The 20,430-nt window shown below is 71.3% G+C and carries 17 protein-coding genes and 1 pseudogene; 4 read left to right on the top strand and 14 right to left on the bottom strand.

Annotation, left to right across the window (positions count from 1 at the left end):
* Window positions 1–7: 7 nt before the first annotated feature.
* Window positions 8–1,297: a serine/threonine-protein kinase gene (locus PXH83_RS02535; RefSeq protein WP_274556156.1), complete on the top strand. Its 1,290-nt coding sequence runs from the start codon at window positions 8–10 to the stop codon at window positions 1,295–1,297.
* Window positions 1,298–1,310: 13 nt separating this feature from the next.
* Here PXH83_RS02535 and PXH83_RS02540 read toward each other — a convergent pair whose 3' ends face one another.
* From PXH83_RS02540 to PXH83_RS02580, 9 genes and pseudogenes are all read right to left on the bottom strand, one after another.
* The gene (locus PXH83_RS02540; protein WP_274556157.1) at window positions 1,311–2,129 is read right to left on the bottom strand and encodes a TrmH family RNA methyltransferase; all 819 of its coding nucleotides are present in this window, start codon (window positions 2,127–2,129) and stop codon (window positions 1,311–1,313) included.
* A gap of 114 nt (window positions 2,130–2,243) precedes the next feature.
* Window positions 2,244–3,482: a uroporphyrinogen-III C-methyltransferase gene (gene cobA / locus PXH83_RS02545; RefSeq protein WP_274556158.1), complete on the bottom strand. Its 1,239-nt coding sequence runs from the start codon at window positions 3,480–3,482 to the stop codon at window positions 2,244–2,246.
* An 867-nt stretch (window positions 3,483–4,349) separates the two neighbouring features.
* Window positions 4,350–7,982: a nicotinate-nucleotide--dimethylbenzimidazole phosphoribosyltransferase gene (gene cobT / locus PXH83_RS02550; RefSeq protein WP_274556159.1), complete on the bottom strand. Its 3,633-nt coding sequence runs from the start codon at window positions 7,980–7,982 to the stop codon at window positions 4,350–4,352.
* A 335-nt stretch (window positions 7,983–8,317) separates the two neighbouring features.
* Window positions 8,318–9,577: a precorrin-6y C5,15-methyltransferase (decarboxylating) subunit CbiE gene (cbiE, locus tag PXH83_RS02555; RefSeq protein ID WP_274556160.1), complete on the bottom strand. Its 1,260-nt coding sequence runs from the start codon at window positions 9,575–9,577 to the stop codon at window positions 8,318–8,320.
* A 150-nt stretch (window positions 9,578–9,727) separates the two neighbouring features.
* A complete protein-coding gene (locus PXH83_RS02560; RefSeq protein WP_274556161.1) occupies window positions 9,728–10,375 on the bottom strand; it encodes a GNAT family N-acetyltransferase in 648 nt (215 codons plus the stop codon).
* A 169-nt stretch (window positions 10,376–10,544) separates the two neighbouring features.
* Window positions 10,545–11,405 carry a MetQ/NlpA family ABC transporter substrate-binding protein gene (locus tag PXH83_RS02565; protein WP_274556162.1) on the bottom strand — a complete coding sequence of 287 codons (861 nt, stop codon included), beginning with the start codon at window positions 11,403–11,405 and terminating at the stop codon, window positions 10,545–10,547.
* 73 nt (window positions 11,406–11,478) lie between these two features.
* Window positions 11,479–12,150 carry a methionine ABC transporter permease gene (locus PXH83_RS02570; protein WP_274556163.1) on the bottom strand — a complete coding sequence of 224 codons (672 nt, stop codon included), beginning with the start codon at window positions 12,148–12,150 and terminating at the stop codon, window positions 11,479–11,481.
* The gene (locus PXH83_RS02575; RefSeq protein ID WP_274556164.1) at window positions 12,147–13,232 is read right to left on the bottom strand and encodes a methionine ABC transporter ATP-binding protein; all 1,086 of its coding nucleotides are present in this window, start codon (window positions 13,230–13,232) and stop codon (window positions 12,147–12,149) included. Before PXH83_RS02575 ends, PXH83_RS02570 begins: the two co-directional genes overlap by 4 nt.
* 374 nt (window positions 13,233–13,606) lie before the next feature.
* Window positions 13,607–13,910, bottom strand: a pseudogene (locus tag PXH83_RS02580) (HAD-IA family hydrolase); the annotation flags it as partial.
* A gap of 58 nt (window positions 13,911–13,968) precedes the next feature.
* On the opposite strand from PXH83_RS02580, the gene PXH83_RS02585 reads away from it, so the two are divergent.
* A complete protein-coding gene (locus PXH83_RS02585; RefSeq protein ID WP_274556165.1) occupies window positions 13,969–14,328 on the top strand; it encodes a hypothetical protein in 360 nt (119 codons plus the stop codon).
* Window positions 14,329–14,330: 2 nt separating this feature from the next.
* Window positions 14,331–14,750, top strand: coding sequence for a hypothetical protein (locus PXH83_RS02590; RefSeq protein WP_214920124.1), 420 nt, complete (start codon window positions 14,331–14,333; stop codon window positions 14,748–14,750).
* Between the two features lie 30 nt (window positions 14,751–14,780).
* Here PXH83_RS02590 and PXH83_RS02595 read toward each other — a convergent pair whose 3' ends face one another.
* The 3 genes from PXH83_RS02595 to PXH83_RS02605 form a co-directional block, all read right to left on the bottom strand.
* Window positions 14,781–15,284, bottom strand: a complete 504-nt coding sequence (locus PXH83_RS02595) for a GNAT family N-acetyltransferase (protein ID WP_274556169.1) — start codon at window positions 15,282–15,284, stop codon at window positions 14,781–14,783.
* A gap of 37 nt (window positions 15,285–15,321) precedes the next feature.
* Window positions 15,322–15,873, bottom strand: a complete 552-nt coding sequence (locus PXH83_RS02600; protein ID WP_274556172.1) for a sigma-70 family RNA polymerase sigma factor — start codon at window positions 15,871–15,873, stop codon at window positions 15,322–15,324.
* A gap of 133 nt (window positions 15,874–16,006) precedes the next feature.
* Window positions 16,007–17,161, bottom strand: coding sequence for a glycerophosphodiester phosphodiesterase (locus tag PXH83_RS02605; protein ID WP_274556174.1), 1,155 nt, complete (start codon window positions 17,159–17,161; stop codon window positions 16,007–16,009).
* A gap of 228 nt (window positions 17,162–17,389) precedes the next feature.
* Between PXH83_RS02605 and PXH83_RS02610 the strand changes: the two genes are divergently transcribed.
* A complete protein-coding gene (locus PXH83_RS02610) occupies window positions 17,390–18,061 on the top strand; it encodes a lysophospholipid acyltransferase family protein (protein ID WP_214920120.1) in 672 nt (223 codons plus the stop codon).
* A 213-nt stretch (window positions 18,062–18,274) separates the two neighbouring features.
* On the opposite strand, the gene PXH83_RS02615 is transcribed toward PXH83_RS02610, so the two are convergent.
* Both PXH83_RS02615 and PXH83_RS02620 read right to left on the bottom strand, forming a co-directional pair.
* Complete coding sequence (locus PXH83_RS02615; protein ID WP_274556180.1) at window positions 18,275–19,816, bottom strand: MFS transporter; 1,542 nt, start codon at window positions 19,814–19,816, stop codon at window positions 18,275–18,277.
* Window positions 19,813–20,364: a TetR/AcrR family transcriptional regulator gene (locus tag PXH83_RS02620; RefSeq protein WP_214920118.1), complete on the bottom strand. Its 552-nt coding sequence runs from the start codon at window positions 20,362–20,364 to the stop codon at window positions 19,813–19,815. Before PXH83_RS02620 ends, PXH83_RS02615 begins: the two co-directional genes overlap by 4 nt.
* Window positions 20,365–20,430 lie beyond the last annotated feature (66 nt).

A 20,430-nucleotide genomic window follows, 5' to 3' on the forward strand; every position in this document is an offset into this window, starting at 1 on the left:
GACGGACATGGCGATGATGCGGCTCCGGCGCGAGGACCCGCGTGTCGTCGGCTCGTTCAGGCTTCACCGGCGGCTGGGGGCGGGCGGCATGGGCGTCGTCTATCTGGGCTCCGACCGGCGTGGCCAGCGCGTCGCGCTGAAGGTGATCCGGCCGGACCTGGCGGAGGATCAGGAGTTCAGGTCACGCTTCGCGCGCGAGGTGTCGGCGGCGCGGAGGATCCGGGGCGGCTGTACGGCGCGGCTGGTGGCGGCCGATCTGGAGGCGGACCGGCCGTGGTTCGCGACCCAGTACGTGCCCGGCCCCTCGCTGCACGACAAGGTCGCCGACGAGGGTCCGCTGGCCGCCTCCGAGGTGGCCTCGATCGGTGCGGCGCTGTCGGAAGGACTCGTCGCCGTGCACGAGGCCGGGGTCGTCCACCGAGACCTCAAGCCGTCGAACATCCTGCTGTCGCCCAAGGGGCCCCGGATCATCGACTTCGGCATCGCCTGGGCGACCGGCGCGAGCACCCTCACGCATGTCGGTACGGCCGTCGGGTCCCCCGGCTTCCTCGCGCCCGAGCAGGTGCGCGGCGCGGCGGTCACTCCGGCCACGGACGTCTTCGCGCTGGGCGCCACCCTCGCGTACGCCGCAACCGCGGACTCCCCCTTCGGGCAGGGCAGTTCGGAGGTCATGCTGTACCGGGTGGTGCACGAGGAGCCGCAGCTGCTCGGGGTGCCCGACGCGCTCGCGCCGTTGGTACGGGCCTGCCTCGCCAAGGATCCGGAGGAACGGCCCAGCACGCTCCAACTCTCCATGCGGCTCATGGAGATCGCGGCACGGGAGGCGCAGGGCGTCGCGGAGGTCCGGCCGCCCGCGCAGCGCGGGGAACACGACTGGCCGACTGGGCGGCACGCCGATCAGGACGCCGAGCGTGGGCGCGCGACGGGTACGCCCGCGCCCCGCGCGCAGGTCCCGCGCGCCTCGTCATCGCGTACGGGTGCACGCCCTACTGCGGCGCCGCGCAGTACGACGCGTTCCGGCGCGCGCACGAACGGACGGCCCGGGACCAGGCCGGGGACCAGGCCCGGGGCGCGGACCACATCGACCGGGCGGCGCCCCGCGAACACGAGGCTTCTGCGGCAGCGCATCGTCGTCTTCGTCGTGGTGACGCTGCTGGTGGCGCTGGGGATCGCGGCGGCGCAGGGCTGTCAGGGGCCGGCCAGAAGTCTCGGCGCAACTCTCGACGGCCGGGACGCGGCTGCCATCGGTGCCGCTGGTACCGCTCTCGACCTCGACGTGACGCGACAGAGCCGCTGAGCCACCGGGGCCGTCAGGACTCCGGGCGGCCCGTCGCCACCGCGTAGAACGCGACCGCCGCCGCGGCGCCCACGTTCAGCGAGTCGACGCCGTGCGCCATGGGGATGCGCACCCACTCGTCGGCCGCGACCAGCGCCTGCCTCGACAGCCCGTCGCCCTCGGCGCCGAGCATCAGCGCCACCCGGCCGAGGCGGTGCGGGGCGGCGTCCTCGATCGCCGAGGCCTTCTCGTCGGGCGTGAGGGCGAGGAGCTTGAAGCCCGCCTCGCGCACGTTTTCGAGATCCTTGGGCCAGGATTCCAGGCGTGCGTACGGCACGGAGAAGACCGCGCCCATGGACACCTTGACCGACCGGCGGTAGAGCGGGTCGGCGCTGTCCGGGGAGAGCAGTACCGCGTCCATGCCGAGCGCCGCGGCGCTGCGGAAGATCGCGCCGATGTTGGTGTGGTCGTTGACCGCCTCCATGACGACGACCCGGCGGGCCGTCGCGAGCAGGTCGTCGGCGGTCGGGAGCGGCTTGCGCTGCATCGACGCGAGCGCGCCGCGGTGCACGTGGTAGCCGGTGACGCGCTCGGCGAGGTCCGGGCTCACGGCGTACACCGGAGCCGGGACCTCGTCGATGACGTCGCGCATGACGTCGACCCACTTGGCGGAGAGCAGCATCGACCGCATCTCGTAACCGGCGTGTTTGGCGCGTCTGATGACCTTCTCGCCCTCGGCGATGAAGAGGCCCTCGACGGGCTCGCGCTTGCGTCGGAGTTCTACGTCCGTCAGGCCCGTGTAGTCGCGCAGGCGCGGGTCGTCGGGGTCGTCGATGGTGATGAGATCGGCCACAGGGTGATACTGCCTTGTCGTGGGTGCGGTGCCAACGGCTAGGCCGCCGTGGGTTACCGGGGGTTACTGATTATTTCGACTTGGTCCGGCCGGCCTCGACGTACTCGGCTCGACCTACTTCGACCCTACGGTGACGACCTCGCCGATGACGATGACGGCCGGCGGGCGTACGTCCTCGGCCCTGGCCCTCTCGGCGACCGTCGCGAGCGTCGCGTCGACGCGGCGCTGCGCGGCCGTCGTGCCCTCCTGGATGATCGCCACAGGCGTCTCCGGCGAGCGGCCGTACGCCGTCAGGGCCTCCGCGATCGCGCCGATCCGCTCGACCGCCATGAGGAGCACCAGCGTGCCGCGGAGTCCCGCGACCGCCTTCCAGTCAACGAGCGAGCGCGGGTCCTCGGGGGCGACGTGGCCGCTGATCACCGTGAACTCGTGCGCAACTCCCCGGTGGGTCACAGGGATTCCGGCCGCGCCGGGGACGCTGATGGAGCTGGAGATGCCCGGGACGACGGTGCACGGGATGCCCGCCTCGGCAAGTGCCTGGGCCTCCTCCATGCCCCGGCCGAACACGAACGGGTCGCCGCCCTTGAGGCGTACGACGGCCTTGCCCGCCTTGGCGTGCTCGATGAGCGCGTGGTTGATGGCCTCCTGGGCCATGAAGCGGCCGTACGGGATCTTCGCGGCGTCGATCACCTCGACGTGCGGCGGGAGTTCGTCGAGGAGGTCGCGCGGGCCGAGGCGGTCGGCGATGACGACGTCCGCCTCGGCGAGGAGGCGGCGGCCGCGGACCGTGATGAGGTCCGGGTCGCCGGGTCCGCCGCCGACCAGGGCGACGCCCGGGGTGCGGGTGCGGTGGTGGGGGGCGACGAGGGTGCCGTCGCGCAGGCCCTCGACGATGGCGTCGCGGACGGCGGCGGTGCGGCGGGGGTCGGGGCCTCCGCTGGTGAGGACGGCTACGGTCACGCCTTCGGAGCGGCCGGTGGCCGGGGTCCAGGCGGTGGCCGCGTCGGCGTCGTCGCTGCGGACGCACCAGGTGCGGGTGCGGTCGGCTTCGGCGGATGCGGCGTTGTTGGCGGCCGTGTCGCTGGACGCGATCAGGGCGTACCAGGCGTCGGCCAGGTCCCCCTCGGCGTACGGACGGCGCTCCCAGCGGATCTCGCCCGCCTCTGCCATCGCCTCCACGGAGGGGGTGGCGGTCGGCGATACGAGAACGATGTCGGCGCCGGCCGCGATGAGCGCGGGGAGGCGGCGCTGGGCGACTTGGCCACCGCCGACGACGACGACGCGCCTCCCGGCGAGGCGGAGGCCGACGGGGTAGGCGGGATGCGGGTCGCCTGCGGCGGCGTGCGCGGTCATGGCGTGCGGCTCCTCTGGCGGGGAGTGGTTACGGCTCTGTACCGCTGCGACGGCGAAGCGGCTGGTGGGGCGAGGTTTCGACACCTCGCCAATACCTTACGGGCCGGGGGCGGGAGGTCGGTGGGCGGCTGGGGGCGGGGGGCGGGCGGGTGTGTCGGGTGCAGGTTGTGCTGCGAGTGTGGCTGCCGTGCCGGTGCGGGTTGTGCTGCGGGTGCTGTACAGGTGCGGCGGTCAACGGGTGCGGTGCGGTTGTCGTGCGGGCGGAGGGGGCTGCTGCGCGGAGCTGTCCCCTCCCCTTCCCCAAGCTCTCAACTTCGTTCGAGCAGGGGAGACCCCATTCTTCCCGAAACTGGGGCGGGCCCCCAGACCCCCGGAGGGATGGGCGGTGGTGGGTGCGGGGCACCCCGGCTCATGGATGCGGCAGCTTCGCAGCGCGGGTGTCCCGTGTGCGGAGCACAGCACCCTCGTACAGGGAGGCATAGCACCCTGCGTGCGGAGGCACAGCCCCGTCGCCTGAGGTGCAGCCCGCCTGCATTGATTTGCGGAACAATCCCCTGCGGGATGCAGCACTGTGTGACGGGTTTGCGCAGCAACAGCCTGCGGGGATGCGGCGCCGCGTGCCGGGCTGCATCAACCGGGTGCCCGAAGGGCCCCAGCGCCTGTGTCCGGCCAAACAGCAACGCGCGAGCGCACGCAGGACCCTTGTGTGCCCCGCAGGAACCCACCTCTGTCGAGGGCGCAGGCCCCGGCCCAGCGGCTCGGGCGGCACGGCGCGTACGGGCCCGCCCCTCCCCGAAGCCGGGCCGCGCCCCCAGTTTCGGGGTGGGGTGGGGTGGGGGAAGCCGGGTGTGGCGCCCGCCGCCCCCGTTACTTCTCCGTGACGCCCGCCGAGTCGAACGTTGCCACCTCGTGCATCGCCCTCGCCGCGCTCTGCACCACCGGGAGCGCGAGCAGTGCGCCCGTGCCCTCGCCGAGGCGGAGGTCGAGGTCGACCAGTGGGCGCAGGCCCAGCTTGTTGAGGGCGGCCACGTGGCCCGGTTCCGCGCTGCGGTGGCCTGCGATGCACGCAGCCAGCGCCTCAGGGGCGATGGCGCGGGCCACCAGGGCCGCTGCCCCCGCGCTGACGCCGTCCAGGATCACCGGCGTACGCAGAGACGCTCCGCCGAGGATGAAGCCGACCAGGGCCGCGTGTTCCAGGCCACCGACCGCCGCCAGGACGCCGACGGGGTCCGCCGGGTCCGGCTGGTGGAGGTCCAGGGCGCGGCGTACGACATCGACCTTGCGGGCGTGCATCTCGTCGTTGATGCCCGTGCCGCGCCCGGTGATCTCGGCCGGGTCCTGGCCTGTGTAGACCGCGATGAGCGCGGCGGACACCGTGGTGTTGGCGATGCCCATCTCACCTGTGAGCAGCGCCTTGTTGCCCGCGGCGACCAGGTCGCGCGCCGTTTCGATGCCCACCTCGATCGCGGCGAGCACCTCCTCGTGGGCCAGGGCCGGGCCCGTGGTGAAGTCGGCCGTACCCGCACGCACCTTGCGGGGCAGCAGGCCCGGCGTGGCGGGGAGTTCGCCCGCTACGCCCACGTCCACGACGCAGACCTCCGCACCGACCTGGTTCGCGAAGGCGTTGCAGACCGCGCCGCCGCCGAGGAAGTTGGCGACCATCTGGGAGGTCACCTCCTGCGGCCAGGCCGTGACGCCCTGGGCGTGCACCCCGTGGTCGCCGGCGAAGATGGCGACGGCCGCGGGCTCCGGGATCGGCGGCGGGCACATCCGGGAGAGGCCGCTGAGCTGGGCCGAGATGATTTCGAGCATCCCGAGCGCGCCGGCGGGCTTCGTCATGCGCTTCTGGCGTTCCCAGGCCTCGCCGAGCGCCTTGGCGTCCAGCGGGCGGATGTTGGAAACGGTCTCCTGGAGCAGGTCGTGCGGCTCTTCGCCGGGCAGCGCGCGGCGGCCGTACGTCTCCTCGTGGACGACCCACGACAGCGGGCGGCGCTTGGACCAGCCCGCCTGCATCAGCTCGGGCTCCTCGGGGAATTCGTCGACGTAACCCACGCAGAGGTACGCGACGACTTCGAGGTGCTCGGGCAGGCCGAGGGCACGGACCATCTCGCGCTCGTCGAAGAAGCTGACCCAGCCGACGCCGAGGCCCTCGGCGCGGGCCGCGAGCCAGAGGTTCTCGACCGCGAGCGCGGAGGAGTACGGCGCCATCTGCGGCTGGGTGTGCCGGCCGAGGGTGTGACGGCCGCCGCGGGTGGGGTCGGCGGTGACGACGATGTTCACCGGGGTGTCGAGGATGGCCTCGATCTTCAGTTCCTTGAACTGCTTGGCCCGGCCCTTGGGCAGCGACTTCGCGTACGCGTCGCGCTGGCGGGCGGCCAGTTCGTGCATCGACCTGCGCGTCTCGGCGGAGCGGATGACGACGAAGTCCCAGGGCTGGGAGTGGCCGACGCTCGGCGCGGTGTGCGCCGCTTCGAGAACGCGGAGGAGGACCTCGTGCGGGATGGGGTCGCTGCGGAAGCCGTTGCGGATGTCACGGCGTTCGCGCATCACGCGCAGGACTGCCTCGCGCTCGGCGTCGTCGTAGCCGGGGGCGGGGGCGGTGGCGTGGGCGCCGGTGTCCGCGCTGGTGTCGGCCTCGGGGGCCGCTGCCTCTGCGGCCTCGGGCTCTGTGGCCTCGGGCTGCGACTGCGCCGGGAGCTCTGCGGCGCCGCCGCCGTCGCGCTGGGCGGGCACGGTGACTACGGCCTCAGCCTCGGCTTCGGCGGGCTCGGTCGGCTCGGCCACGGCCTCCACCTCTGCCAACGGTTCGGCCACCGGCTGCTCGACCGGGGGCTCCGCGGGCGCCTCGGCGGCGACGGGCTCGGCCTCGGGCGCCGGGGTCTCGACGGGTGCCGGTACGGCTTCCGCTTCCGCTTCGGGGGCGGACTGTTCCGCCACGACCTCCACCTCTACGGATTCGGCCGCCGGGGCCGGGTGCGGGGTGCTCGGGAGCGAGCCGTCGACCGGCACGAACTCGCCGACGGGCTGCGGCTCCTGCGCCGGCTGCGGCTGCTCCGGCTCGGGGGCTACGGCCTCGGCGGGCTCGGTCGGCTCCGGCGCCACGGGTTCTATAGCGATCGGCTTCGGCTCGGCCGGGACGCTCACAACTTCCTCCGCAACGGGTTCGGCCACCGGCTCGGCCACCGGCTCCGACACCGGCTCCACCTCGGGCGCGGCCTGCGTCTGCGGCTCCGGAGCCACTGCCTCCGGAACGACCGTTTCTGCTGCGGCTTCCTGCGCAGCAGCCTCAGGACCCTGCAGCTGCACGTGCGGCGTCCAGGGCGTGGCCACCTGCGACGGGATCGCGCCGAGCTGCGGCCCGGGCAGCGCGGCCGCCTCGTCCCCCGGAATGTCGAGGTACTCGGGGCCTGTCGTCACGGGCACGACGTTCCGTACGGGCACGGGATTCGGCGGCGTAGCACTCGCGCCGACACTCGCCCCCGCACCGGCAGGACCCCGGTCGGCCAGCGAGCGTACGACTCCGCCGGTCGCTTCGGGCATCGGCGGGCCGAGGTGCAGCGGGCGACGCGCAGGCTGCGGCGTCTGAGCAGCGGCGGCAGCGGCGGGAGGCATGCGTACGCCGCTGAGGTCGACGGACCCTGAATCGCGGCCACCGGCCTCGTGCGCGCCGGGCTCCGCGCCCTGCGGCGGCTGACCGCCCCGAGAATCGTGGGGACCCTGCGGCACTTGGGACATCTGGGCACCGTGCTGCGGCTGGGACGCGTCGGCCTGCTGCGCCACGGGCTGCATCTGCGGCATCTCGGACCCCTGCGGCTCCTGCTGCGCCTCGGACATCTCAGCCACCGGCTGCATCTGCGGCGCCTCGGACAGCTGCGGGCCGGCCTGCTCCGCCTGCGGCATCTCGGACGACTGCGGGAACTGCTGCGCGTCCGGCAACTGCTGTGCCTGCGGCACCTCGGACAGCTGCGGCATCGGCTGCATCTGCGGTACTTCCGACGCCTGGGGCACGGGCTGGGCCTGGGGCACGGGCTGAGCCTGGGGCATCTCCGAGACCTGCGCCACCGGCTGCGCCTGCGGAGCGTGCTGCTCCTGCACCGCCGCCTGCATCTGGGGGGCCTGCTGCACCGGCTTCATCTGCTGCACCGCCTCGGGCTGCGGAGCCCCGATTACCTGCCCAGGCTGCTGCACCTGCTGCGCCACCTCGGGCTGCGGAGCCTCCATTACCTGCCCAGGCTGCTGCATCTGCCGCACCGCCTCGGCCTGTGCAGCCTCCCGCACCGGCTCCGCCTGCTGCTGCATCTGCGGCGCCGCCGACGGAACGACCTGCGGGTCGCTCCACGCGCCCTGCGCGCCCGGCATCAACAGCAGGTCGTCGTCCTCGGCTGCGTTCTCGGAGGGTTCGAGGAAGGTGTACGCGCCCGGAGCGGGGATGCCCGGCTGCGCCACCATGCCTGCGTCCTCCGGCAGTCCCTCGCCCGGGACCTGGCCGGTGTCAGTCATGCGTACCCCTCGCCCATCGCTTGTGCTCCTTCGGCCTTCGCCGGGACGCCCGCTCGCGGCACAAATCGGTGCCCACTCATCAACAACGAGCGTCCCTGCCACGCGGCACGAAAGGCCCGCGGACACCATGCATTCTCGCGGCCGTTCGCCGCCAGGGCGAGTACTCCCGCCACGGCTCGCTGTGGGCTGCGCCACGTTGCGGAGCCCCCCGGCTGCGCCGTACCACATAGAGCTCCAAAACGGGCCCCTTTTCCGGACATTGGCGAACGAAGCGCCGAACACCCGGCTGCGGTACAACGATCGGCCAGCCTACCCCGCGACGCGCAGCGGCATCGTCACGGGGCGCGATCCAGTGGTTTCGCCGAGAGCAGGAAGACCACCGAACGGTCGCGCTCCGACCAGGCGCCGGTGTCGAGTTCGGTGTCGAGTTCGACGGACTGCAGCAGCGCGCATTCGACGGCGTAGCCGCTCTCCGCGAGCGCGCGGCCGATCGCCTCCGCCTCGTCGCGGGTGAACGCGTGCGTCACGATGCGCTCGGGCCTGCGGTCGGCGCACGCCGAGACGACGGGGACTCCCCCGCCCCCGATCCGTACGACATCGGGCTCGGGCAGGTCCTCAAGGACATGCGGCGCGTTCCCGTGGACGACTTGCAGCTGTACGCCGAATCGCCTGGCAGCCGCTGCCGTACGGTCGCACGCGCCCGCATCGCTGTCGACGGCGATCACGGCGGCGCCGAACCTGGCGGCCTCCACGGCGAGCGCGCCGCTGCCGGAGCCGATGTCCCAGACCAGGTCGCCGGTACGCGGCCCGAGGCGGGCCAGCTGGGCGGCGCGCAGTCCGGCGGACTCGCCCTCCCCCAGCACCGCCGCTCCCTCGCCGTACTCCTGCGCGGGTAGCGCCCAGCCCCGTACGGGCGGCGGGTATGCGGGGTCGCGGGCGGCGATCCAGCCGCCGCCGGGGGCGGCGGGGGCTGCGTGGCCCGGGGGGCCTGCGCTGCCGCCGATGACGATGACGACGTTGGGGTCGCGCCAGACGTGGTCGGCGGCCTTGTCCGAGGTGAGGACGGTGACCTGCTCGCGCTCGGTGCCCAGTTCCTCGCAGATGACGAAGGTGCGGTGGACGCCCTGGAGGAGGAGCGCGAGTTCGGCGGGGCCGGCGCCCGGGGAGGTGAGGACGGCGACCTTGGTGTGCGCCCGGCACACATTGACCGCGCGGCGCAGCGTACGGCGGTGGGCGACGACGATCTGGGCGTCGTCCCAGGGCATCCCGGCGCGGGCGAAGGCGGTGGCCACCGATGAGACAGCGGGCACGACTTCGACCTCCAGGCCGTGCTGTGGCGCGCGGAGGGTGCGTACGACGCCGAAGAAGCCGGGGTCTCCGTCGGCCATGACGACGGCGGTGCCCCGGTGGCCCGCGATGCGGCGGGCGGCCAGGTCGACGCTGCCGAGACGGACACGTTCGGCCCCGGGCGGTACTTCGGGGAGCGCCAGGTGGTGGGCGGCTCCGGCGACGAGCGTCGCGGCCGCGAGAGCGGACCTGGCCGCAGCGGTGAGGGGCGAGCCGTCCCAGCCGATCACCGTGACCCGGTCGGCCATCGTTGTCAGTCTCCTGGAGTTGTCGCAGGTCGCGGCAGCCTTGGGGCGGCGGCGCGGGCAGGGTGAGAGTACCTGGTACGGACCGCGGCCGTGCGGGCGCGGGGGGGGCGGATCCAGGGGGCGGATCCGGGGGAGTCAGTTCCGGGGGGGTCAGTTCCAGTCGCCGTACGAGCCGTAGCCGCCGGCGTCGGCCATCCGGTCGGCGACGCCTTCGAGGTCCTCGGGGAGGAGGCTCCAGACGATCAGGTCGGTGCGGATGTCGGTCCAGCCTCCGTCCGTGCCGTTCTCGGTCCGGGTGCGCGCTATCCAGGCGTTGCGCAGGACACCCTCGCTGATGCAGCCGATCTTCTGGGCGACCTGCTGGGCGGCGGTGTTGTCGGCGGCCGTGCGCAGTTCCAGGCGCTCGAACCGCAGGTCGCGGAAGATCCATTGGGCGACGGCGAGCACGGCCTCTGTGGCGTAGCCCTCGCCGCGCGCCCAGGGGGCTGTCACATAGGCGACTTCAGTGGCCTTGGTGCGCCAGTTGGTGTGCTGGAGATGGACGGTGCCGACGAGGCGCTGGGTGAGGAACTCGGTGACGGCCAGGGCGATTCCGCGGCCCTGGGTGCGCTCGGAAGGAGCGATCCTGCGTACCCAGCGTTCGGCGTCGAGGGTGGTGTAGGGGTGGGGCGCCGACGTCCACGCGGTGACCATCTCGTCGTTCATCATCTCGGTGAGCGCCGGGATGTCGGACTCCTCGAAGGGGCGCAGCACCAGCCGGTCCGTGCTGATGGAGATGTCCGGGAGGGTGGTAGTCATGCTCAGCTCCATGCCGTGGACCGTCGTAAGGACGTAGAGGCTAAAGGCACAGCATGCAGCATCGAGCACGTGGCGTGCATGGCCGGGTGGCGGCGCCCGGGAGAGGGCGAAGGCCCCGCGCACCTGGTGGGGGTGGGCGGGGCCTTCGTTCACAAGGGCCGTACGGGCGTCAGGACTTGACGTCGCCGAAGGCCGGGATGACCGAGCCGGCGTACTTGTCCTCGATGAACTTCTTGACCTCGGCGGAGTTGAGGAGCTTGGCAAGCTTCTCGACGCGCGCGTCCTTCTCGTTGCCCTTCTTGACCGCGAGGAAGTTGGCGTACGGGTTGCCTTCCGCCTTCTCGATCGCGAGGGAGTCCTTGGCGGGCTCCAGGTCGGCTTCGATGGCGTAGTTCCCGTTGATGACCGCGGCGTCGACGTCGTTCAGGGCGCGGGGCAGCGTGGCCGCCTCCAGCTCCTTGAACTCAAGGCCCTTCTTGTCCTTGATGTCGGTCAGCTTGGCGTCCTGGCCCGCGCCGTCCTTCAGCGTGATGAGCCCGTTGTCGGCAAGCAGCTTGAGCGCGCGGCCCTCGTTGGTGGTGTCGTTGGGCACCGCGACCGTCTGGCCGGGCTCGATGTCCTTGAGGTCCTTGGCCTTGTTGGAGTAGAGGGCCAGGGGCTCCAGGTGGACATCGGCGACGGGCACGATGGTGGTGCCCTTCTTCTTGTTGAAGTCGTCCAGGTACGGCTTGTGCTGGAAGAAGTTGACGTCGACCTCGCCGCTCTGGGTGGCGGTGTTCGGCAGGACGTAGTCCGTGAACTCCTTGACTTCGAGCTTCAGGCCGTTCTTCGCCGCCAGGTTGTCCTTGACGTAGTTGAGGATGTCGGCGTGCGGCGTCGGGGACGCCGCGACGACGAGCGCCTTGGACTCGTCCGCCTTGCCGCCCGACTCGGTCTTGGCGCCCGGGTCGGAGGCGGTGCCGCAGGCGGTGAGGCCGAGGGCGAGGGCGGCGGCGGCAGCAGCCGCGGTGATCTTGATGTTCTTACGCACGAAAAGTGCCTCTTTCTGGTGTTGCGGTGGTGTCGCCCGGACAAGGAGTGCGGGCTTCTTGGGGCAGAAAGTTCTAGGAGGCGCTGCGGCCGCGACGTGCCAGGAGCCGGATCGCGCCGTCGCCGACGAGCTGCACCACGGTCACGAGGGCGATCAGGATGACCACGGTGACCAGCATGAACTCGGTCTCGAAGCGCTGGTATCCGTAGGTGACGGCCTTGCTGCCGAGGCCTTCGCCACCGACCGCGCCCGCCATCGCCGAGTAGCCGACGAGCACGATGACGGTGGTGGTGACGCCGGAGATCAGGGACGGCAGGGACTGCGGCAGCAGCACCTTGAAGACGACGGTCGGTACGCCGCCGCCCATCGACTGGACCGCCTCGACGAGTCCGTGGTCGACCTCGCGGATCGCGGTCTCGACGAGCCGGGCGAAGAAGGGGATGGCGCCGATGGCGAGCGGCACGATCATCGCGCTGGGGCCGATGAAGGTGCCGACGACCAGCGTGGTGAAGGGGATCAGGGCGATCAGCAGGATGATGAACGGCAGCGAGCGGCCGATGTTCACGATCACGCCGATGACCTTGTTGACCGCCACGTTCTGGAGCAGTCCGCCCTTGTCCGTGAGGACGAGGAGGATGCCGAGCGGCAGGCCGCCGATGATCGATACGACAGTGGACCAGAGCACCATGTAAAGGGTGTCGATGGTTCCCTGCGACAGCAGCGGCTGCATCTCCGACCAGGTCACTTGGTACCTTCCTTGGCCAGTGCGGGAGTCTGCGCGGGTACGGCCGCGGCTCGGTCTGCCGGTACGTCTGCGGGCACGTCCTCGTCGACGACTTCGACCTGGAGCCCCTGCTCGCGCAGGAAGCCGACGGGGACGACGTTCTCCTCGTACGGACCGGGCAGCTCGATGCGCATCCGTCCGATCTGCTTGCCGCCGACGGTGTCCATCGCGGCGCCGAGTATCGAGATGTCGATGTTGTACGTACGGGAAAGCTGGGAGATCACCGGCTGCGTCGCGGCCTCACCGTGGAAGGTGACGTCGATGACGGTCCGTCCGGGACCCGACGCCTGGCCGCCCACCGGGAACAGTTCCTGCGCCAGCTCGGAGCCGGGCGTCGCGAGCAGTTCGCTCACCGTGCCGGACTCGACGATCCGACCCTTCTTCATCAGCGCGGCCGAGTCGCAGATCGTCTTCACGACGTCCATCTCGTGCGTGATGAGCAGGACGGTCAGGCCGAGCTGCCGGTTGAGGTCACGCAGCAGCTGGAGGATCGAGCGGGTGGTCTCGGGGTCGAGGGCCGAGGTGGCCTCGTCGGAGAGCAGCACCTTGGGGTCGCCGGCCAGTGCGCGGGCGATGCCGACGCGCTGCTTCTGGCCGCCGGAGAGCTGGGCGGGGTAGGCCTTGGCCTTGTCGGCGAGGCCTACGAGGTCGAGGAGTTCCAGTGCCTTGCGGCTGCGAGCCTGACCGGAGACGCCGAGGATCTCCAGCGGCAGCTCGATGTTGTCCTTCACGGTGCGTGAGGACAGCAGGTTGAAGTGCTGGAAGACCATCCCGATCCGGCTGCGCGCCTCGCGCAGCTCCTTGCCGGCGCGGCGGCCGCGTCCGGCGAGTGCGGTGAGGTCCTGGCCGTCGACGGTCACGGTGCCGGCGGTGGGGCGCTCAAGCAGGTTGACGCAGCGGATAAGGGAGGACTTGCCGGCGCCGCTCTGGCCGATGACTCCGTACACCTCGCCCTCGCGGACGTGCAGGTCGACGCCGTCCAGGGCGGTGATCTCGCGGCCTCGCGATGGGTAGACCTTGGTCAGGCCCGTAGTGGTGATCACAGGATTTCCGTCACTGTCGAGTGCGCGGCGAAGTGTCCGCCGGGCACGGGGCATTCGTCTTGTGGACGTGGCACGGCTGGGTCGGTGGGTACCGGAAGGCAACGCGTGCGCGGGGCAGGCCCGGTCCGTCGAGTGCGTACGTACTCGGGTGGACACGGGGCGGCTGTCGGGTCTCGCTTCGGGGCGCGAGGCTCAGGCAGGGGCCCTCAGAAGGCGCACATTCGACACATACAACGAGCACCGGGCGTCATCGTCGCCTCGGTCGCAAGGGTGCGGCTGCTCGTCGTGGTCATGCGATGAGTAAACCAGACATGAGTACGTGCCGATCATTCGTGTCCGAATAGCGGACGTCGGCGTCTCACTATGAGTACGCGTCAGTCCGCCGCGGTGATCTCCACGCCGTCGTGCGTGGCCAGGGCGGACACTGCCGAGAGGTCCCTCACGACAATGTCCGCCACCAGCTCGGAGCGGTCGTGCGTTGTGGCCAACGCCACGGTCTTCATGCCCGCCGCGCGCCCCGCCTGAAGTCCGGCGGGAGCGTCCTCGAAGACGACGCAGCGCGCCGGGTCCACGCCGAGCGTGCGGGCCGGCAGCGATACGGGCCACCGCGCCCGGCACCACATCGGCGGGCAGCAGATCGGCGGCGATTTCCGCGGTGGGGCGGCCGTGCAGCTCGATTTCGTGGTGCCCGACCCTGCGCCCCGTCGCTCACCTCTCTCGTAATACGCTCGTCGTCATGCTTGACGCCCTGACGGTCGCGGTCTCCGCGGCCGCGCTCGTACTCGCCGCGTGGTGCGGTTACGCCGCCTTCCGCGATCAGCCCACCAAGGACTGGCACTTCATCGGCATGGCCGTGGTGTCGCTGCTCGTGCTCGCCCAGTTGGTGGTCGGCATCGTGCAGCTGTCGCGCGGCGAGAAGCCGGACCAGGGTGCGGTGATCTTCGTCTCGTACCTGGTCGGGGCACTGACGGCGGTGCCCGCGGCCGGTTTTCTGTCGCTGGCCGAGCGGAGCCGCTGGGGCTCGGTGACGGTCTCGGCCGGTGCGGTCGTGCTGGCTGTGCTCGAAGTGCGGCTGCACGACATCTGGGGAGGCTGACGATGGCCGGTTCCGTCGCCGGGAAGCAGGGCCGTACCCGGCTGGTCAAGGGGCCCGGTCTGCTGCTGGTCTGGCTGTACGGCGTGATGTCGGTCGGCGCGGTCTCCCGCTCGATCTACCAGATCGCCACGGAGTTCGACCGCGCGCCGCTGGCGTACGCACTGTCCGCTGTCGCGGCCGTGGTCTACGCGTTCATCACGTACACGCTCGTGCGGGGAGGGGAGACGGCGCGCAGAGCGGCGCTGGTGTGCTGTGCGGTGGAGCTTGCCGGCGTGGTCGTTGTCGGGACGTGGACGGTGATCGAGCCGTCCGCTTTTCCGGATGCGACGGTCTGGTCGGCGTTCGGGAAGGGCTACCTGTTCATCCCGGTGCTGCTGCCGGTCACGGGCATTCTGTGGCTCCGCCGACGCCGGACGAGCTGACTTCCAGCCCGTCCGGCGAAGGGGATCCCCCTACGCGCTTGCTACGTACGCCTGCACCGCGGTCTCCTTCTGGAGGGTGACCAGGTTGAAGCCCGGGCCGATCTCCTCCGTGGCGACCGGCGCGTAACCGTGGCTGCGGTACAGCCGCAGATTGCCCTCGCTGCGGTGGCCGGTGAAGAGCTGGAAGCGCTTCGCGGCCGGCTCCCCCGCGAAGTGCTCCTCGATCGCGGCGAGCAGCCGGCCGCCGAGGCCGTGCCGCTGCATCCGGGGATGGACGATGAGCTTCGCGATCCGCGCGGTCCCCGCCTCGTCGACCGCGGCCCGCACCGAGGCGACCACCTCGTCACCGAGCCGCGCCACGAGCGCGTGGCCGCGGCCGAGTTCGGCCCGCAGGTCGTCGAGCGACTGTGTGAGGGGCTCGATGGTGTAGTCGCCGTAGAGCTCGGCCTCACTCTGATAGCACAGGTACTGCAGTTTGAGGATGTGCTCGGCATCCTGCGCCGTTGCCGCTGAGATGGTCACGCTCATGCCCATGTGTGCATGCCTCCCGCTCGCCTGTTACGCCGGTTGCTTACCGCTCCTTTCCCCTTTGCCCAGGAGCTGCAACCTCCGCCGCCAGCATTCTGCGCAGGCATCCCAGGCAACGGGAACGCATGGGCCCCAAACTCCCTTGTGACATTCCCAACGCCCCTGCGATTTCGCGGTAGGTGGGGTCGGTCGGCGACAACATCGCAGCCAGGAGTCCCGGGCACCGGCCGGGCAGCCTGCGGACCGCGTCGCGCAGAGTGCGTCGCCACTCTTCGGTGAGCGCCGCACGTTCCGGGCAGGCGGCGTCCCCCGTGGCGGCCTGCGGGGCGGGGTGCGGCAGTTCGCGCCACGTCCTTCGCCGGGCCAGGCGCGCTTCTGCCTGTACGGCGCGGCGCAGCCAGCCCGCGGGGTCGGCCGGCGGTCCCTCCCCGTCCAGGAGTTCCAACAGCCTCAGCCATACGGCCTGTTCGAGGTCGCCCGGATCGACTCCCTCACCGGCTGCCTCGGCCCTCGCCTCGGCGGCGAGGAGTGGGCGCAGCGCTCTGAAGAGGTCGGAGGCGGTCCTGGACGGGGCGGTGGGTACGGAGATGGTCATGCCACGCGGGACGTGGCGCCGGCGGCCGGCGGTTGCCGCGCGACGCCACAGTCACCCGTCCGTGGTCATCTCTTCGCGAAGGTCACGGCCTCGCGAAGGTCACGGCCTCGCGAAGGTCACCGGCTCGCCAAGGTCACCGCTTCGCGAAGTCGGCGGCCGCCAGCAGCGCGGTGTCCGGGTTGTCGGAGAAGATCCCGTCGATGCCCTGCTCGAAGTACGCCTTGAAGGCGCCGAAGGCGTCCCCGTACGCCGCCGGGTCCGTGCCGCGCCTGAAGTCGGCGGGCAGGAAGGTGTTCTCGTTGCGCAGGGTGTACGGGTGGAGGATCAGCCCCTTCGCGTGCGCGTCCCGTACGAGCGTGGTCGGCTTGCCCAGCTTGCCCGCCGCGTCCTTGGGAATGATCAGGTCCGCCAGCGGGCCGATGCCCTGGGCGAACGACGCGATCCACTTCAGGCCCTCGGGCGTGATCAGATCGGCGACCGTGCGCGGGTCGCCCGACTCCTTGAAGTCCCAGGGGCGGTCGTCGGCGGTCCACAGCAGCACCACGCGCGGGCAGGAGACGAGCTTCGCCATCCGCTGCATGCTGGTCGGCTCGAACGACTGCAGGAACATGGGGGAGTTCGCGCGGTGGCGCCCGTAACGGCGCAGGAGCTTGGCGAGCGGCTCCTCCAGGCCGAGGCCGAGCTTCCGGAAGTACGAGGGGTGCTTGGTCTCGGCGTGGAGCCAGACGGGGCGCCCGCGACGGCGGCCCTCCTTGTCGGCCCAGCGCAGCACCTCCTCGAAGGTGGGTATCTCCCAGCGGCCGTCGTACAGCGTGTTCTCCTGCCGGGTGCCGGGGATCCGCTCCTTGGCGCGCAGTGTCTTGAGCTCGGCGAGCGTGAAGTCCTCGGTGAACCAGCCGGTGATCGAGACGCCGTCCACCGACTTGGTCGTCTTGCGGGCGGCGAATTCGGGGTGCGCCGCGACGTCCGTCGTGCCGGTGATGTCGTTCTCGTGGCGGCAGACGAGGTGGCCGTCCTTGGTGGGGACCAGGTCCTGCTCGATAACGTGCGCGCCCATGTCCAGGGCCAGTTGGTACGCGCCCATGGTGTGCTCGGGCCGGTAGCCGCTGGCGCCGCGGTGCGCCACGACGGTCGGCACGGGCAGACTGCGGTACCCCTCGCGCCCATCACCCCTGCCGCCGTCGGCTCGCGCCGTACCCGGCAGTCCGAGAGTGACGCCGCCCGCACCGAGCACCGCCGCCCCGAGTACGGTCCGCCGCCCGGGGTTCGCCTGTCCGCCCTGTGTCATGAACGCTCCTTGTGTCATGTCCAGCACCTGCCCGAATCAAGGCCCGATCGTAGGCGTCTACGCATGACGCAGACGAGTCCGTGGACGGAACGCGGTGGAAACACAGGTCAACACTGCGTATCGAAGTGATGAACCCGATGTGCGATCAGGAGGAGCCCGCGAGTATCGTCCTCACCTGCACAGACTTCATCCGATCAGCCCCCGCCCAGCACGACACCGGAGGAACCGTTGTCCCGTCTAGCGCTCATCAAGGCAGTGCTCGGACCGATCATGCGCCTGATGTTCCGCCCGCAGGTGGAAGGCGCCCAGAACATTCCCGGGACCGGTCCGGTCATTCTGGCGGGGAACCACCTGACGTTCATCGACTCGATGATCATGCCGATCTGCTGCGACCGGCAGGTCTTCTACATCGGCAAGGACGAGTACGTCACGGGCAAGGGGCTCAAGGGCCGTCTGATGGCCTGGTTCTTCACGAGCTGCGGCATGATCCCGGTGGACCGGGACGGCGGCCGCGGCGGTGTCGCGGCGCTGATGACCGGCCGCCGGGTGCTCGAAGAGGGCAAGATCTTCTCGATCTACCCGGAGGGCACCCGCTCCCCCGACGGCCGGCTCTACCGCGGACGTACGGGCATCGCGCGCCTCACACTGATGACGGGCGCTCCGGTGGTGCCGTTCGCGATGATCGGTACGGACAAGCTGCAGCCGGGCGGCGCGGGACTGCCGCGGCCGGGCAAGGTCACGGTCCGTTTCGGCGAGCCGATGGAGTTCTCGCGCTACGAGGGCATGGACCGCGACCGCTATGTGCTGCGCGCGGTGACGGACTCGGTGATGGCCGAGGTCATGCGGCTGTCCGGCCAGGAGTACGTGGACATGTACGCCACGAAGGCGAAGGCCGCCTGAGCGCTGCCCGACGGCCGGAGGCCGGCGCAGCCGTCCGAAGCTGTAAGGCGCCCCCGGCGCCGCGCCCGCGAGGACGGCAGACAGAGCCGCGCCACGAAGGCGAAGGCCGCCTAAGCACTGCCCGACCGGCGAAGGCCGCCTGAGCAACCGCAGACGCAACGTGGGAGGGGCTTGTGCCACCGGCCGGTGGCACAAGCCCCTCCCACGTTGCGCTCAGTGCTCGACGCCGTCTTCCAGCTTCTGGCCCCGCAGCATGAACCACGCCGCGGCCGCCGTCGCGAACAGCACCGCCGAGCCTGCCATGGCCGCCGTCTGGAAGCCGTCCGTGAACGCGTCCCGCGCCGCCGCGAGCAGTGCCGCGGCCTGCTCCTGCGGCAGCGCCGACGCCGATTCCACGGCGCCGCCAAGCGAGTCGTGCGCCGCGGCGGACACGTCGGCGGGGATGCCGGCGGGGGCAGCGAAGTCGCGGTAGATGCCGGTCACGATGGACCCGAGCAGTGCGATGCCGAGCGCCGCGCCCAGTTCGTACGCCGTCTCCGACACGGCCGACGCGGCGCCCGCCTGCTCCTTGGGGACACTGGACAGGATGACGTCCGCCGTCACGGTGAACGCCAGGCCCGCGCCCATTCCGCCCACGAACAGGGCCGCGCCCAGCACCACCACGCCCGTGTCGGCCGCAATCAGTGTGCAGGCCGCGAGGGAGAGGCCGAGCGCCACAAGGCCGCCGGACACCGTACTGCGGACCGACGCCCTGCGCGCCGCAAAACCGGCCATAAGGCCTGCTCCGACCGCGCCGATCGCGGCGGGCAGTTCGATGAGCCCCGCTTCAAGGGGTGAGCGGTCCTGGACGAGTTGCAAGAACTGCGAGAGGAAGAAGACCAGGCCGGACAGTCCGAGGATGGTCAGCAGATCCGCGAGCACCGCGCCGGAGAACCCCCGGTGGTGGAACAGCCGCATGTCCAGCAGCGGCGCGGGAAGCGTGAGTTGGCGTCGTACGAACCAGAAGAGTGCACCCAGCCCGAGGACCGCCGCCGCCGCGATGTCCCAGCGGAAGCCGTGCACCGCCGCTTCCTTGACGGCGTATACGACGGCGACCATGCCGACCAGCGAGAGGGCGACGCTGGTCAGGTCCCACGGGCCCGGCGCCGGGTCCTTCGACTCGGGCAGCAGCTTGATGCCGACGAGGACCAGGATGGCCATGACGGGCAGGTTGATCAGGAAGACGGAACCCCACCAGAAGTGTTCGAGCAGGAAGCCGCCGACGACCGGGCCGACTGCCGCTCCGGCGGAGGCCGCCGCGCCCCAGATGCCGATGGCGACGCTGCGTTCCTTGGGGTCGTGGAAGATGTTGCGGATGAGCGCGAGGGTCGACGGCATCAGCGTCGCACCGGCCACACCGAGCAGCGCCCGGGCCAGAATCATCATCTCGGGGCTGGTGGCGTAGGCGTTGAGCACGGAGACCGCACCGAATGCGACCGCGCCGGTGAGCAGCAGTTTCTTGCGGCCGATCCGGTCTCCGAGGCTGCCCATGGAGACGAGCAGGCCGGCGATGATGAACGAGTAGACGTCGCCGATCCACAGCAGTTGGGTGCCGGACGGCTTGAGGTCCTCGCTGAGGAAGGGTGTCGCGAGGCCGAGCACGGTCGCGTCGACGGCGACCAGCAGCACGGCGAGGACGAGGACGGACAGCGCGAGCCAGCGGCCCGCGCGGTGCCCGGCCCTCGGTTCGGTCTCGGGCCGGGCGGTACTGGTCATTGCTCCACGCTCCGTCGGGCGCCGCCGAGCAGCAACTCGACGATCATGTACTGGAAGTCCTTCGCGGCGACCCGCCCGTCCTGGACGGCCCACGCGGCGGTTCCGATCAGCCCGTACAGGGCCTCGGTCAGCCAGGCCGGGGTGAGGTCGATCCGGAACTCGCCCTGTTCCTGTCCGCGCCGGAAGTGCGCGGAGACGCGGGCGTCCAGCCGGCCCCACCCCTCGTGCACCTGGGTGCCCTCGAAGAGCTGGTTCTCGGTGACGAGGAAGGCGAGCAGGCCGGCGGCGGGCTCGATCTCCGCGACGAGGCGGCGCAGCCCCGCGGCGGCGGTTCCCTCGTCGAGCCCGGCGGCGTCGAGCGCCGCCTCGAACTCCCGGATGCCCAGGTCTTCGAGGGCCTTGACGAGAGCTTCGCGGCCTGCGAAGTGCCGGTGCAGGGTGGCCCGGCCGATGCCGGCCGCCTTGGCGACCTCGTCCATGGTCGCGGTCGCCTTGCGGGAGAGGAGGGCGGCGGCGGTGCGGAGCACCTGCTCGCGGTCGACAGTCATGAGACGACCATAACCCGAATGAGACATTTACGTCTCGAAGTGCCTCTTAATGCAGGTCTCGAAATG

Origin of the sequence: Streptomyces spiramyceticus (genome assembly GCF_028807635.1) — a bacterium.
Taxonomy (GTDB): Bacteria; Actinomycetota; Actinomycetes; order Streptomycetales; family Streptomycetaceae; genus Streptomyces; species Streptomyces spiramyceticus.

What these genes read in the sequence shown, in the direction of transcription:
- cbiE (WP_274556160.1), bottom strand. Translation starts at nt 9,577, where the DNA reads ATGGCCGACCGGGTCACGGTGATCGGCTGGGACGGCTCGCCCCTCACC.
- PXH83_RS02600 (WP_274556172.1), bottom strand. Translation starts at nt 15,873, where the DNA reads ATGACCATCTCCGTACCCACCGCCCCGTCCAGGACCGCCTCCGACCTC.
- cobT (WP_274556159.1), bottom strand. Translation starts at nt 7,982, where the DNA reads ATGACTGACACCGGCCAGGTCCCGGGCGAGGGACTGCCGGAGGACGCA.
- PXH83_RS02620 (WP_214920118.1), bottom strand. Translation starts at nt 20,364, where the DNA reads ATGACTGTCGACCGCGAGCAGGTGCTCCGCACCGCCGCCGCCCTCCTC.
- PXH83_RS02615 (WP_274556180.1), bottom strand. Translation starts at nt 19,816, where the DNA reads ATGACCAGTACCGCCCGGCCCGAGACCGAACCGAGGGCCGGGCACCGC.
- PXH83_RS02535 (WP_274556156.1), top strand. Translation starts at nt 8, where the DNA reads ATGGCGATGATGCGGCTCCGGCGCGAGGACCCGCGTGTCGTCGGCTCG.
- PXH83_RS02585 (WP_274556165.1), top strand. Translation starts at nt 13,969, where the DNA reads ATGCTTGACGCCCTGACGGTCGCGGTCTCCGCGGCCGCGCTCGTACTC.
- PXH83_RS02560 (WP_274556161.1), bottom strand. Translation starts at nt 10,375, where the DNA reads ATGACTACCACCCTCCCGGACATCTCCATCAGCACGGACCGGCTGGTG.
- cobA (WP_274556158.1), bottom strand. Translation starts at nt 3,482, where the DNA reads ATGACCGCGCACGCCGCCGCAGGCGACCCGCATCCCGCCTACCCCGTC.
- PXH83_RS02605 (WP_274556174.1), bottom strand. Translation starts at nt 17,161, where the DNA reads ATGACACAGGGCGGACAGGCGAACCCCGGGCGGCGGACCGTACTCGGG.
- PXH83_RS02590 (WP_214920124.1), top strand. Translation starts at nt 14,331, where the DNA reads ATGGCCGGTTCCGTCGCCGGGAAGCAGGGCCGTACCCGGCTGGTCAAG.
- PXH83_RS02595 (WP_274556169.1), bottom strand. Translation starts at nt 15,284, where the DNA reads ATGGGCATGAGCGTGACCATCTCAGCGGCAACGGCGCAGGATGCCGAG.